The sequence below is a fragment of the Serratia sp. AR11 genome (assembly GCF_056376275.1).
On the sequence record NZ_CM150739.1, the window covers coordinates 3269061 to 3283184 of the forward strand.

Consider the following 14124-nt stretch of genomic DNA (forward strand, 5'->3'; position numbering starts at 1 on the left):
GGCCTTCAATTATTTCAGTCGGTGATGGAGTGCCAGAAAAACGCTGAAACTCTTGCGGCTGAAAACGAGAATTCACTTTATTTCATCGCTGATTTTGCCGAAAAAAACCGCAAATTTAAATTCACCAAGAAATTAATCTATTGATTATGCGTAGCAATTCGCAATTTCAGTGTATTTCACCTGGCACTTAACCGTGGATTGCGGCCCCCTGCGCAATACCGGTAATCGATAAAACAATCGCTCTGCATGAAACCCTTTTTGCCGCTATTTTGAACGCTAATTTCAGACCGGTAAGGAAGCTTTTATGTTCGATAATCCTCAGCTCGATTTCTGGTTTCGCGGTCTATTTATCCCGGCCATGTTACTGCCCGCAGCGCTCGCCACCAGACTGATCGGCATCCTCTCACCAGGCTTGACGCAACACCCGCTACCGAGGGAACGCACGGTGATGTTGATTGCCGTCAGTGCCGGGCTGGCGGCCCTGCCTTTCAATATTCCACTGCTACAACGGCTATTGCTGCTGCCGGCAGCGGCGATATTACTGGCGCTGGCTCTCATTGACTGGCAACAGCGACTATTACCGGATCGCCTGACCCAACCGCTGCTATGGGCCGGGCTGTTGGTCAATCAACAAGGCTATTTTGTTTCGCTGACCGAAGCGGTGACCGGGGCCTGCATCGGTTATCTTTCGCTGTGGTTGCTCAATGTGGCTTATCGCCGCAGGCGGAAAATGGACGGTATCGGTCAGGGGGATTTTAAACTGTTGGCGGCACTGGGTGCCTGGACCGGCTGGGCCGCCCTGCCGATGCTGGTCAGCGGCGCCGCAGCGGCCGGGTTGTGCGCTACGGCAATAGCCCGTTTACTGCGCAAAGCCGGCAGGCAGGATACGCTGCCCTTTGGCCTTTATCTGGCGCTTTCCGGCTGGTTGGTTCTGTTGGCGACCGCCGATAGCGGCCCTTCACCTTTCAGCGGAGAAATCACAGCATTTCACCTTATTTCACCCTGATGCCAGACTGGCCCGGCTATTTTCCCGCTGTTATAGCCTACTGTTGGCGTAGCTGTTATGGCGCCCCTCCGCCTGCAGCACTATGCTTTGCCCAAGGCAAAACGGGGTTTACCCAAATCAACACAGGAGGTTGTATGTCAGGTCGTGGTTTATCTGCACTTGCGCTTAGCGCGGCATTGGCCAGCGGTTTGCTGTCGTTCGCGGCACAGGCCGCCGGCACCTTTACCCTCAGCTCACCGGCATTCCAGGATGGTGGCTCGCTGGCGCAGAAATATGCCGGAGCTACACCGGGCAACGCCAGTTGCACCGGCGACAATGTTTCGCCGCCGCTAAGCTGGGCCAACCCACCGGCAGACACCAAAAGCTTCGCCCTGTTACTGTCCGATCCCGAGGGCAAGGCAGGTCTGGGCGTTAGCCATTTAGTGGCCTATGGCATACCTGCCAACGCCAGCGGCTTCGCCGAGGGCGATCTCACCCAGGGCAAAGGCTTTGTCGGTGGCAAAAACTCACCGGGCACCTCGGTTTATCATGGTCCCTGTCCTCCAGCGGGGTCCGGGTTTCACCACTACACCTTTGTGTTGATCGCCACCGATCTGCCCCCCCACGCGCTCGGGCCGGGGCTTACCCGCGAACAACTACTGGAGAAATTACAGGGCCACGCCAAGGGCGGTGCAGGCATTATCGGTCGCTTCGGCCAATAGCGGCTCAGGCGGTCAACGCCTCTGCCGGTTTTTCGCTGACGATAGCCGGCGCGCGGTACAGGCTGACCACCTCACCAATCACCAGCAGGCTGGGTGAAACCGGCCGCTGACGGGCAATTAACGTCGGTAATTCTGACAGCGTACCGGTTAATACCCGCTGCTGCGGTAGCGTACCGCGTTCAATAATGGCCAAGGGTGTCTGTGCCGCCATGCCATGGCGCATCAGTTGCGTGGCAATGGTTTCGCTTAATGTCAGCCCCATATAAAACACCAGCGTCTGCCCCGCAGAGACCAGGCCGTGCCAGTCCAGACTCACCTCACCGTTACGGCAATGGCCGGTGACAAAACGCACCGATTGCGCGTAATCGCGGTGTGTCAGCGGGATACCACTCTCCGCCGCACAACCGCTGGCGGCGGTGATACCCGGCACCACATGGCAAACCACGCCATGGCGCTGCAATTCAACCATCTCTTCGCCGCCGCGACCAAAAATAAAAGGGTCGCCGCCCTTGAGTCGCACTACCCGATTACCGGACAGGGCTAATTCGACCAGCAGGTGGTCAATCTGCTTTTGCGACAAAGTGTGGCACCCCATGGATTTTCCCACGTCAATGCACAGCGCCTCCGGCGGCAGCAAGGCCATTACCGCCGGGGAAACCAGACGATCGAACACCACCACGTCCGCCTGCCGAATCACCCGTAATGCCTTTAACGTCAGTAACTCCGCATCCCCCGGCCCGGCGCCCACCAGCCACACTTCACCGTTACGTACCGGCTGGCGCAGATCTCCGGCCAGCATCAGTTTATCTATATTGTTCATCTCACTACCTCCGCTAGGCCACCCGTTGGGATGTATGCTGTTGAATCAGTTTTTTTAGCTCCGGCAGGCAGGAGCCACAGTTGGTGCCGCATTGCAGACGGGCACCCAATGCCTCTGTGCTGTGGCAACCTGCCTGGATGGCCGCAATGACGCGATTCTCGCCCACGCCGAAACAGCTACAAATCGTGGCACCAGCCGCTGACTGGCCTGACGCACCACGCCCCGCCAGCAGTGCCAGCCGTTCAGCCCCTGCGGTGGGAGCCTGTTCAAAGGCACGGAGGATCGCCGGGCGATCCAGCTGCGGGGCCTGCTGGCGAACATAAAACGCCAATTGCACCTCGCCCTGCCGCCAGCCAATCAGGTGCAGACCGCACTGGGCCAACTGTGCCGTTTGCAGCGTCATGCCCTCCAGCGAGAAATGCCGTCGTAACCAGGCTTGCCAGTCTTCAACCGGCCGCTGCCCGGCCATAATGTAGTGAGTCAAACCCTCCTGCGCGACCCGGCTCCAGTAGATACCCTTGGGGGCGGCAACCTCGGCACGAATAAAAATTTCCGCCTGCCAGCTCGTGGGCCAATGGCTGACCCGCACTGGCGCATGCTTGCTTTCCGGCTGGCCGGAGTCGGCATCCACTATCGGCGGGATCAGGCTGTCGACCCGACCCTGCGCGGTGAATTGACCGTTCCAGTGCATCGGCGCAAACAGGCTACCGCGCCGCTGCCCAGGATGGTACTGTGCACGCGCCAGCATCCAGCCGTGGGGCGAGCTCAGGCGAACCAGACTGCTATCGGCAATTCCCAGTTCGACCGCATCCTGCGGGTGTATTTCGCAGAAGGGTTCGCTCAAATGGCCCATCAGCCGCGCGGCCTTGCCGGTGCGCGTCATGGTGTGCCACTGATCGCGGATGCGACCGGTGTTCAGCACCAGTGGATAACTGGGTGATAGCGCATTCTGCGGCAAGCGTGGCGTCACCGGCAGCAGTCGCGCCTTGCCATCGGCATGGAAAAAACGCCCGTCGTCAAACATTCGTCGACAACCCACAGGATGCCGTGCATTGACCGGCCACTGTACCGGTGCCATCTGCAACCATTGCTGTAGATCCCATCCCGCCAGTTGACTGATATCGAACGCGCGCGTGCCGTTATTTTCAAATCCTGACAGCGCCGCGTGCTCACTGAATATCTCCGAAGGATGTTGATAGCCAAAGGCCGTACCATACCCCATACGCTGCGCAACCTGGCTAAGGATCCACCAGTCGGCACGGGCTTGCCCCGGCGCCGGCAAAAATGCACGCTGGCGTGAAATACAGCGTTCGGAATTGGTCACGCTGCCCTCCTTTTCTCCCCAGGCCAATGCCGGCAGGCGGATATGTGCCAGTTCGGCGGTATCGGTCATCGCCATCACTTCGGACACCACCACCAGCGGGCAATTTTTTAGCGCCTGCCTGACTGCATCGGCATCCGGCAGGGAAACCACTGGGTTGGTGCCCATAATCCACACCGCCTTTACCTGCCCAGCGGCGATCGCCTGAAATAAATCCACCGCATTCAGCCCCGGTTGTTGGGCGATGCGTGGCGACTGCCAAAAACGTTGTACCCGATCGGTGTCCTCGGGGTTGAACGTCATATGCGCCGCCAGCTGATTGGCTAATCCACCGACTTCCCGTCCGCCCATGGCATTGGGTTGACCGGTGATCGAAAACGGGCCGCTGCCAGCGCGGCCAATGCGCCCTCCCGCCAGGTGCAGATTGATAATCGCATTGCATTTATCCGCGCCACTGGCAGACTGGTTAATGCCCATCGAATAGAGCGTGACCCAGTTGTGGGACGCGGTCAGCAGGTGGAAAAACGCCAGCACGGCACTCAGTGGCAGTTCGCAAAAATCGGCCACCCGCCGTGGTGTCCAATCCGCCGCCGCTGCCAGCGTAGCCTCTGTGCCGCTGGCATGCCGTTGCAAAAAGGCGGTATCCAGAGCCTGCTGTTCAGCCAGCCAGTGCAGCCCTCCGGTAAACAAAGCCGCATCGCTGCCGGGCCGCAGCGGCAAATGCAAGTCGGCAATATCGCAGGTCGCCGTCTCACGCGGGTCAATCACCACCACCCGCATTTGCGGGCGCAACTTACGGGCCTTCACCAACCGTTGGTAGACCACCGGATGCGCCCAGGCGGTGTTGGAACCGGTCAATATCACCAGATCCGCCTGTTCGATATCTTCATAACAACAAGGCACCACATCCCCGCCGAATGCCCGCTTGTAACCGACTACCGCCGACGCCATGCACAGCCGGGAGTTGGTGTCGATATTGGCCGCACCAATAAATCCCTTCATCAGTTTGTTTGCCACGTAATAATCTTCGGTCAGCAGCTGACCGGAAGCATAAAACGCCACCGCCTGCGGGCCATATTGCTCAATAATCTGGCTAAAACGCTGTGCCACCTGCTCAAGCGCCTGATCCCAGCTAACCGGCAGGCCATCGACCTGCGGCTGTAACAGGCGGCCCGTCAGGCTCAGCGTCTCGCCCAGCGCGCTGCCTTTGACACACAGCCGTCCCTGATTGGCCGGATGCGTAACGTCGCCGCCGACCGTCAGTTCACCGTTGCTGTGCTGTTCAATGGCGACCCCGCAGCCCACGCCACAGTAGGGACAGGTGGTGCAATGTACCGCGCTCATGACGTCACTTCCGCCGTTTCTGGCAGTTTGGCCTGTATCGACAGCGGCGTACTGCATACCCACACACGGCCTGCTTCTACCCGGACCGGCCAGGCGGTGACGGCACGCCCGGCATTATCTGCACAGATACCGTCACTCAAACGAAAACGCTGTTTGTATAGCGGAGAAATCACCACCGGCTCACCGGCTACGTCCCCCAACAGCCCGCGTGCCAGCACGTTGGCGTCACTGTCCGGTTCCTGATTGGCCAACGCATAAACGCCCTTGTCCGCCAGATGGAATAGCGCAATCTGCCGCTGCCCCAGCCGGGCGGCAATGCCGGCGTTGACCGGGATTTCCGCCAGCGCACAGACATCCAGCCACTGTTCCCGGGCGGCCACTGCCGGTTGCACCTCAATCACCTGCCCGCGTTCCACTCCTGCCGCCGGGCGACGTTGTCCGCGCTCCGCCTGCCAGACTATGGCCTCATCCGGCTGTTCGCTGTTCACAAACGGACGGAACAGCTTGAGGCGATCCGGGCTGGCGAGCGTGGTTTGCCATTCACATTGGTAATGGCTGACCACAGTTTCCATTTCGGCATCCAATTCGCTACCGATCCCCAGGCTGTCCTGCAAAACCACGCCACGCAGGTAGTCCAGCCCGCCTTCCAGGTTGTCCATCCAGGTGCTGGTGCGCTGCAGGCGATCGGCGGTACGAATGTAGAACATCAGGAAACGGTCGACCGTGCGGATCAGCGTGGCGGTATCAAGATCGCTGGCAAATAAATCGGCATGGCGCGGTTTCATGCCGCCGTTGCCGCACAGGTACAGGTTCCAGCCTTTCTCGGTGGCAATGACCCCGACGTCTTTACTCTGCGCCTCCGCACACTCTCGCGTGCAGCCGGAAACCGCCATCTTGATTTTATGCGGCGACCGCAACCCCTTGTAGCGATGCTCCAGCTCGATAGCCAGCGCGGTGGAATCCTGCACGCCATAGCGGCACCAACTGGAGCCGACGCAAGATTTCACCGTGCGCAGTGACTTGCCGTAGGCATGCCCGGTTTCAAATCCGGCGTCGACCAGCTGCTGCCAAATCTCCGGCAATTGCTCCAGCCGGGCGCCGAACAGGTCAACCCGCTGGCCGCCGGTAATCTTGGTGTAGAGCTGATAGCGCAGAGCGATTTGGCCGATGGCGATCAATCCTTGCGGAGTAATTTCCCCGGCAGGTACCCGCGGTACCACCGAATAAGTGCCATCTTTCTGGATATTGGCAAAAAAGCGATCGTTGGTATCCTGCAACGGCAGATGCTGCGGCTTTAGCAGATATTCGTTCCAGCACGAAGCCAGAATCGACCCCGCCAGCGGTTTGCAAACCTCACAGCCATACCCATGACCATGTCGGGCCAGCAACTCGTCAAAGGTGCGGATGTTGCCAACGCGGACCAGGTGATACAGCTCCTGGCGTGAATGGGCGAAATGCTCGCAAATGTCTTTCTTCACCACCACGCCGCGCTGCTGCAATTCGTGCTCCATCAGCTGTTTTACCAGCGCCGAACAGCCGCCACAGCCGGAGCCCGCTTTGGTGCAGGCTTTTACCGCCGCCAAATCACCGCAACCCTGCTCCACCGCGTCACTGATATCGCCCTTGCTGACGTTATGGCAAGAACAGATCTGCGCCGTGGCTGGCAAGGCGGAAACGCCCAGCGCTTTCGGCGCAGCCCCCGCCGTTGCGGGTAAAATCAGGCTTTCCGGGGTGGTGGGTAACGGCAGACAGTTAAGCATCATCTGTTGCAGCGTGCTGTATTCAGCACTGTCGCCCACCAGCACCGCCCCCAGCAATCGCTTGCCATCCGCGTCAATCACCACTTTTTTATACACTTGCTGCGGGCCGTCGACCCAGGTGTAGCTCTGGCTGCCGGGGGTGTGAGCATGGGCATCACCGATCGACGCCACTTCCACGCCCAACAGTTTCAGTTTGGTGCTCATGTCCGCGCCACAGAACACGTTTTCGCCTCCGGCCAGCCGATCGGCCAGGATACGCGCCATTTGGTAGCCCGGTGCCACCAGGCCGAAAATTTGCCCGTTCCACAAGGCACATTCACCGATGGCATAAATTGCCTCGTCGCTGGTGCGGCACTGGCTATCAATCACAATACCGCCGCGTGCCCCCACCTCCAGTTCGGCAGCTCGGGCAAGCTGATCACGAGGACGGATACCGGCGGAAAACAGAATTAAATCAGCCTCTAACTGCTCCCCATCGGCAAAACTCATGCAGTGACGGTGTAACGAACCTTCAATAATCGCCTGAGTTTGCTTGCCGGTATGCACACTGACGCCCAATGCCTCAATTTTACTGCGCAACATGGTCTCGCCACCGTCATCCAACTGTACCCCCATCAGGCGCGGCGCAAACTCCACGACATGGGTGTTCAGCCCAAGCTGACGCAACGCATTGGCAGCCTCCAGTCCCAGCAAGCCGCCACCGACCACCACCCCGACGCGCGCGGTTTTGGCGCAGTCTGCGATCGCGGCCAGATCGTCGAGCGTGCGGTAAACCAGGCAGCCAGGGCGATCGTTGCCGGGGATCGGCGGTACAAACGGATAAGAGCCGGTCGCCAGCACCAACTGGTCGTAGGCCGTCTCACGGCCCTCGGCATCAATCACGCATTTGCGTTGTCTGTCGATAGCGCACACCTCCTGCCCCAACCGCAGTTCTATGCCACTACGCTCGAAAAACCCCGCCTCGACCATCGACAGCGAGTCCGCACTGCGGCCGGAGAAAAACTCGGACAGGTGTACCCGGTCGTAAGCCGCCACCGGCTCTTCGCCAAACACCACAATGTGGTACTGCAAATGCAGCTCGCGCGTAACCAGTTGTTCCAGGAAGTGATGACCGACCATGCCGTGACCGGCAACCACCAAAACGGGCTTGTGCATATCAGATATCCTCTCGTCAGACGCCGCAGGCGTCACGGGTTCGCTGCTGCCAAACAGCAAGTCGTCCGGGTGTTGCACCGGCAGGCCAAGCTGCTGCAGATAAAAAGGGCTGTCCTGAGCGTCGCCATACAACACCACGCCCTGTAATTTTCCGTCGCGCACCAGCAGGCGGCGGTAATGCTGTGCCTGCGGGTCTTCGGCGTGATGGACCTCGGTGAGCCCGTCTGTGGCCATCTCACCGGCACTGAACACCTCGACGCCGCTGACCTTCAGGCGGGTATGTAACGGCGTTGGCCGGTAGCCCGCCACCAGTTCCCCACTCAGCCGTCGCGCCAACAGTTCAGCCTGCTGCCAGCAGGGGGCCACCAGGCCCAAAGTGGTCTCGCCAAACTGAGCACATTCGCCGATGGCGAACACCGCCGGATCTGCCGTTTGCATCTGGTCGTCAATCACGATGCCGCGCCGGCAGGCCAGTCCGGCGGAGTGCGCCAGGCTAATTTCCGGCTGCACCCCGACGGCGATCACCACCAGTTCGCAGGCCACTATCTCGCCGTTACTCAGGCTGGCCGAACTGACCCGCTCGCTTCCCTGAAACCGGCTGACTTCGCAGTTCAGCCGGCATTCGATTCCGCGCTGCAACAGGTTATGTTGCAGCATCCGCCCCGCACGGGCATCCAACTGACGTTCCATCAGGTGCTCGCCCCGGTGCACCACGGTGACGCTCATGCCGCGCTGCGCCAGTGCCGCCGCCGCCTCAATCCCCAAGACGCCGCCGCCCATCACCAGCGCCGGTCGGCCTGGACGACAGCGAGCGATCATCGCTTCAACATCATCCAGAGTGCGGAAGCCATAAATGCCGTTCAATGCCCCACCCGGCAGCGGTGGCAGCAAGGGGCGCGAACCGGTAGCCAACACCAGCAGGTCATAAGGCAACCGATGCCGGGCAGTACTCACCCACTTTTGCTGCCGATCCACCGCCAGCGCCGGTTCCCCGGGCAGCAGTTGCACTCCCTGCTGCCGATACCAGTCATAGTCATGCAGCAGGGTGTCGCTGAAGGCCTTATCCCCTGCCAACACCGGCGACAGCAGAATGCGGTTGTAGTTGCCGCGCGGCTCTTCGCCAATCACCGTGATGGCATAACGCTCTGGCGCCAGCCGACACAGGGTTTCCACCAGCCGCATACCGGCCATGCCGTTACCAATCACCACCAGTCTGGGTTTATCCATCGTCCGGCTCTCATGCCGCTTTCGCGTGCTTCTCGTAAAGGAATTTCAGCACCTGCCGACGGTAATGGTGATATTGCGGGTCATCCGCCAGCGCGACTCGTGAACGCGGGCGTGGCAGCGCCACCGGCAGGATTTCGCCGACGGTGGCCGACGGGCCGTTGGTCATCATTAACACCCGGTCAGACAGCAGCACCGCTTCGTCGACGTCGTGGGTAATCAGCACTATGGTGGTGTGCAGCCGCTGCTGAATTTCCATCACCGCGTCTTGCAGATGTGCACGAGTTAACGCATCCAGTGCGCCAAAGGGTTCATCCATCAACAGCACTTTGGGTTTCATCGCCAGTGCGCGAGCTATGCCAACGCGCTGCTTCATACCACCGGAGATTTCATGCGGCCGTTTGTCCAGCGCATGGCTCATATGCACCAGCGCCAGGTTGTGTTCAATCCAGTCGCGCATTTCGCTGCGCGTCATCTCATGGCGAAACACCTGATGCACCGCCAGCGCCACATTCTCGTAGGTCGTCAGCCACGGCAGCAGTGAATGGTTCTGGAACACCACCCCGCGCTCCGGGCCAGGCCCGGTGATTTGCCGGTTGTCACACAGCAACACGCCGTCGCTGGGCAAGGTCAGCCCGGCGATCAAATTCAGCAGCGTTGATTTACCGCAGCCGGAGTGGCCGATCAGGCTGAGGGTTTCCCCGGCCTGAATATCAAAACTCACCCGATCCAGCGCAATAAACTCCCCCTGCGGGGTGGCAAAACGCTGGCTGACGTTCTGGACCTGAATAATCGGTTTCATGGCGTACTCCTAGCGGTTCGGATAACTAAAACGTTTTGCCAGTAACATCAGTCCCTGTTCGAGCAGCAGCCCGACCACACCGATCACGATGATGGCAATAATGATGTTTTCGACGTTGAGGTTGTTCCACTCATTCCAGATCCAAAAACCGATGCCAACGCCGCCGGTCAGCATTTCCGCCGCCACAATCACCAGCCAGGCGATGCCAATCGACAGGCGAACACCGGTCAGCACATAAGGCAGCACCGCCGGGAACAGGATTTTGCGCATTACCGTCCACTCCGACAGCTTGAGCACCCGCGCCACGTTGAGGTAATCCTGCGGAATACGCGTGACACCCTCGGCGGTGTTGAGGATCATCGGCCAGATGGAACAGATGAAAATGGTCCAGGTTGAAGCAGGCTCCGCCCGCTGGAACAGCAGCAGACCAATCGGCAACCAGGCCAGCGGACTGACCGGGCGCAGCAGTGAAATGATCGGGTTGAGCATGTTGGCCAAAAACGCAAAGCGCCCCAGCAGAAAACCGGCCGGAATACCGACCAGCGCCGCCAGCCCAAAACCGGTCGCCACACGCTGCAGCGAGGCCAGTACGTTCCAGCCAATGCCCTGATCGTTCGGCCCGGCGGAATAAAATGGGTCGGCAAACAGCACCAGTGCCGCCTGCCAGGTGGCCCATGGCGTAGGGAAACCCTTGCTGTTAAGCGCCGCAACCTGCCACACCACCAGGGTCAGCACCAATCCCAACGCGGCGGGCACGCCACGGCGGAAACTCTGCTGTAACAGCAAACCCCAGCGGGCTTTGCGCTGCGGCAATGGCATTACCGGGCGCTTTAGCGGCACGATTTCCGCACTGACTTCTGCCCGCGATGACGCAGGAATCTCGATCCGTTCAGCAAGATTTTTCATTGGTGACCTCAACGCTTTAAAGTGAAACTGTTGGCGTATTCCGCCGGATTGCTGCCGTCCCAGCGCTTGCCGTCTAACAGCGTGCTGGTACGCATATCGCTGCCGGGCAGGTTCACTCCACCCACCGCGCTGGCCGCCTGCTTATAGATTTCGATACGGTTGATTTTCTTCGCGACGGCCAGATAGTCCGGTTCGGCATTCAACAAGCCCCAGCGGCGATGCTGGGTCAGGAACCACATGCCGTCGGACAGGTAGGGGTAGCTCACCTCGCCATCGTGGAAAAAACGCATCGCATGTGAGTCCTGCCACGACTTACCCAGACCGTTTTGGTATTGACCGAGCATGCGGCCGGTAATGATTTCCGGCCTGGTGTTGATATAGGCGCGCCCCGCCACCACCTGAGCGGTTTCCTGTCGATTGGCGTCCGAACTGTCGATCCAGCGTGCGGCGTCCAGTACCGCAGCGGTCAGCGCACGGGCGCTATTGGGGTTGGTCGTCACCCAGTTACCGGTGGTACCCAGCACCTTTTCCGGGTGATCGGGCCAAATCTCCTGGCTGGTCACGGCGGTAAAACCAATGTCTTCCGCAATTGCACGTTGGTTCCACGGCTCACCCACGCAAAAGCCGCTCATGTTGCCGATTTTCATGTTCATCACCATCTGTGGCGGCGGCACCACCACATTGCGCACGTCGTCAAACGGGTGAATTCCGGCGTTAGCCAGCCAGTAATACAGCCACATGGCGTGGGTGCCGGTCGGGAAGGTTTGGGCGAAGGTATAGGTGCCTTTGGCGCTGGCATCGACGGTTTTTTTCAAGCTCGCAGCATCGGTGACACCGACCTGCTTTAACTGGTTGGAGAGCGTAATCGCCTGACCGTTGTTGTTGAGCGTCATCAACACCGCCATATCCTGCTGCGGCCCGGCGACGCCAAGCTGCAGGCCATACACCATGCCGTACAGTACGTGCGCCGCATCCAGTTCACCGGACAAAAGTTTGTCGCGTACTGCCGCCCAACTGGCCTCCTTGCTGGGGATAATTTTGATGCCGTACTTCTGATCGAACTGTTTCACCGCCGCCATCACCACCGAAGCGCAATCGGTAAGTGGAATAAAGCCCACGCGGATCTCTTTTTTCTCCGGGGCGTCAGAGCCTGCCGCCCAGGCGGCGTTCATCAGGCCGGGCAACATCATGCTGCCGCCCAACGCCGCACTACCGGCCAAAAAACGGCGGCGCGTCAGGCTAAGTCCGGAGGGTTTGGTGTGCGTCATCGGCAATTCCTTCAATCAGGCAATAAAATAAAAAAGGCGTCCCATCAGCACATTCCACCGTTGGGGTGAACATGCTGAAAGGACGCCTTTATCCATAATCTTGTTGGCAACCCGACCGCCATTGGCCGGGCTACGTTTTAGTAATGCAGCTTGCGTGCCAGATCTGTCATTTTACATACCCCAATTTATAGTTATGTAATTTATACCCTATGAATTTCAAGTTGGCCGCTCTAGCGCGTCCATGCGCTCGCGGCATTTGTACATCCCTGTACAGCACGGCTAGGCGCCCAGCTTGCTCATCCCCAGGCGCTTACAAAAGTTAAGTAACTGGGGTGACAAATCTGCCGGGAGCAGATTTGAACGCTGCCAGCAGCGGCCCCAAAGGGGTGTGGCCCATGGACGGGCCACATAACTGAGTGCAGGTAACAACGCTGCAACTTGAAAGGCGACGGGTATTTGCACGATCGCAAGGCAGTAACTGCACCGACTGTGTGCATATACCCCTTAGGGAGTATCCGCCACTGGCGGCAGAATATCCGCCACCGCCAGCATGGCATTGGCGATATCAATCAGCCGTTGGTTCTGGTTCATCGCCATCTTTAGCAACAGCCGATGGGCCGCCGCCTCGGTCAATCCGCGATGCTGGATCAGCAGCGCTTTGGCGCGTTCTATCTGCTTGCGTTCACTCAAGGTCGCACGCGCCGTGGCCAGTTCCTCCGACAGCGCATGCAGACGTTGTGACTGCTGCTGAATCAATTCCAGCATCGAGCGTCCCAGGCGCGGGTGGATACCATCCCCCACCAGCGGCGATGCATCCCCCAAAGGCGCAGCCACGAAAACCGCGTAACTTTCTCGCATCGGCTGTGGCGCGTAAATTGCGCAGTCCTCCGCCATTGCGTGCCGGGCCTGGGTCAGATTGTGGCGGCAACTGACCATCAGCGCCTCCTCCAGCCGATCCTCAATCTGTTTCATCAGATCGATACGCGCACTGGTGATCTCAAACCAGCGCAGACTGGTGTCGGCTTTGTTACTCAGTTGCCATTGGGTGCAGGCAATACGGCGCAGGCGCTCAAACTCGCGGTCATCCTGTTGCTGCATTCGCCGCCACTGGGCCAGCGAAGGCTCATCGGCAAACTCGCCGAAGGTGGCAAAACAGCGCTCTTGCCCTTCAATAAGCACCAGTAGCTGCTGGTGCGCCGACTCATCGAAATGCATGGAGGCAAAACCGGCCGCGCCGATCGCCCGTTCCTGCCCAGCCAGCTCCTTGCCCTGCATAAAGCTGAACATGGCGATCAACGCACGTGCCGTGGTGGGTTCCGCGCAGGCATCCGCCGCTTCGAACACCAGCGCCAGCAGGCTATGAATAACTTCATTAAAGATGCCCATGGCGGCAGGCTGCAAAATTTGACGTTGCTGCACCTGGCAGCGCAACGCGGGCAGGCCGGCAAGATTATGCAATGCGCAGGCAATGCGGCTGAAAAGACGGCTGGCGCTGGCCAGGGGGGCGGTGTTGTCATCCAACTGCATCAACTGGCGCTGCACCGCCAGTTCAGCCTGTTCCACTTCCTGCGCCCTTCCGGCCAAGCGTTCACCGAACAATGCTCCCTGTGAACACAGGTAAATATTGACGGTACCGCGTTCCCGTTGGAGCACGTGGATCAACTGGCTGACCCGGCCGACCAACTGCCCCATTTGCAACAGTTGCTGCAATACGGTGATTTCACAGCGCCTGGAGGCCAGCAAAAAGTCGCCGGCGCTGGGTGGGAAAACGTGATTGCGGCTCATGACAGGATCCCCGATTCGCTAAATAAACCGAT

At 59.5% G+C, this 14124-nt stretch carries 9 protein-coding genes; 2 read left to right on the forward strand and 7 right to left on the reverse strand.

The window, feature by feature from the left end; all coding sequences use genetic code 11:
• The first annotated feature begins 304 nt into the window (after positions 1-304).
• Together ACSOSI_RS15420 and ACSOSI_RS15425 are read left to right on the forward strand one after the other, a co-directional pair.
• Complete coding sequence (locus tag ACSOSI_RS15420) at positions 305-1006, forward strand: prepilin peptidase (RefSeq protein ID WP_261098109.1); 702 nt, start codon at positions 305-307, stop codon at positions 1004-1006.
• A 134-nt stretch (positions 1007-1140) separates the two neighbouring features.
• The gene (locus ACSOSI_RS15425) at positions 1141-1707 is read left to right on the forward strand and encodes a YbhB/YbcL family Raf kinase inhibitor-like protein (RefSeq protein ID WP_476705724.1); all 567 of its coding nucleotides are present in this window, start codon (positions 1141-1143) and stop codon (positions 1705-1707) included.
• Positions 1708-1711: 4 nt separating this feature from the next.
• Here ACSOSI_RS15425 and cobA read toward each other — a convergent pair whose 3' ends face one another.
• The 7 genes from cobA to ACSOSI_RS15460 form a co-directional block, all read right to left on the reverse strand.
• Positions 1712-2527, reverse strand: a complete 816-nt coding sequence (gene cobA, locus ACSOSI_RS15430; protein ID WP_476705725.1) for a uroporphyrinogen-III C-methyltransferase — start codon at positions 2525-2527, stop codon at positions 1712-1714.
• Between the two features lie 13 nt (positions 2528-2540).
• On the reverse strand, positions 2541-5192 hold the full coding sequence (locus tag ACSOSI_RS15435; RefSeq protein WP_476705726.1) for a nitrate reductase: 2652 nt from the start codon (positions 5190-5192) through the stop codon (positions 2541-2543).
• The gene (nirB, locus tag ACSOSI_RS15440) at positions 5189-9334 is read right to left on the reverse strand and encodes a nitrite reductase large subunit NirB (RefSeq protein WP_476705727.1); all 4146 of its coding nucleotides are present in this window, start codon (positions 9332-9334) and stop codon (positions 5189-5191) included. The genes ACSOSI_RS15435 and nirB overlap by 4 nt, the downstream gene beginning before the upstream one ends.
• A 10-nt stretch (positions 9335-9344) precedes the next feature.
• A complete protein-coding gene (locus tag ACSOSI_RS15445; RefSeq protein WP_012145630.1) occupies positions 9345-10133 on the reverse strand; it encodes an ABC transporter ATP-binding protein in 789 nt (262 codons plus the stop codon).
• A 9-nt stretch (positions 10134-10142) separates the two neighbouring features.
• Positions 10143-11039 (reverse strand): nitrate ABC transporter permease, encoded by an 897-nt coding sequence (gene ntrB, locus ACSOSI_RS15450; protein ID WP_261423442.1) that lies wholly within the window; start codon positions 11037-11039, stop codon positions 10143-10145.
• A gap of 8 nt (positions 11040-11047) precedes the next feature.
• Positions 11048-12307: a CmpA/NrtA family ABC transporter substrate-binding protein gene (locus ACSOSI_RS15455; RefSeq protein ID WP_476705728.1), complete on the reverse strand. Its 1260-nt coding sequence runs from the start codon at positions 12305-12307 to the stop codon at positions 11048-11050.
• A gap of 504 nt (positions 12308-12811) precedes the next feature.
• Positions 12812-14092: a nitrate- and nitrite sensing domain-containing protein gene (locus tag ACSOSI_RS15460; RefSeq protein ID WP_476705729.1), complete on the reverse strand. Its 1281-nt coding sequence runs from the start codon at positions 14090-14092 to the stop codon at positions 12812-12814.
• Positions 14093-14124 lie beyond the last annotated feature (32 nt).

Coding starts and splice junctions, on each gene's coding strand:
- ACSOSI_RS15420 (WP_261098109.1), top strand. CDS start 305: ATGTTCGATAATCCTCAGCTCGATTTCTGGTTTCGCGGTCTATTTATC.
- ACSOSI_RS15425 (WP_476705724.1), top strand. CDS start 1,141: ATGTCAGGTCGTGGTTTATCTGCACTTGCGCTTAGCGCGGCATTGGCC.
- cobA (WP_476705725.1), bottom strand. CDS start 2,527: ATGAACAATATAGATAAACTGATGCTGGCCGGAGATCTGCGCCAGCCG.
- ACSOSI_RS15435 (WP_476705726.1), bottom strand. CDS start 5,192: ATGAGCGCGGTACATTGCACCACCTGTCCCTACTGTGGCGTGGGCTGC.
- nirB (WP_476705727.1), bottom strand. CDS start 9,334: ATGGATAAACCCAGACTGGTGGTGATTGGTAACGGCATGGCCGGTATG.
- ACSOSI_RS15445 (WP_012145630.1), bottom strand. CDS start 10,133: ATGAAACCGATTATTCAGGTCCAGAACGTCAGCCAGCGTTTTGCCACC.
- ntrB (WP_261423442.1), bottom strand. CDS start 11,039: ATGAAAAATCTTGCTGAACGGATCGAGATTCCTGCGTCATCGCGGGCA.
- ACSOSI_RS15455 (WP_476705728.1), bottom strand. CDS start 12,307: ATGACGCACACCAAACCCTCCGGACTTAGCCTGACGCGCCGCCGTTTT.
- ACSOSI_RS15460 (WP_476705729.1), bottom strand. CDS start 14,092: ATGAGCCGCAATCACGTTTTCCCACCCAGCGCCGGCGACTTTTTGCTG.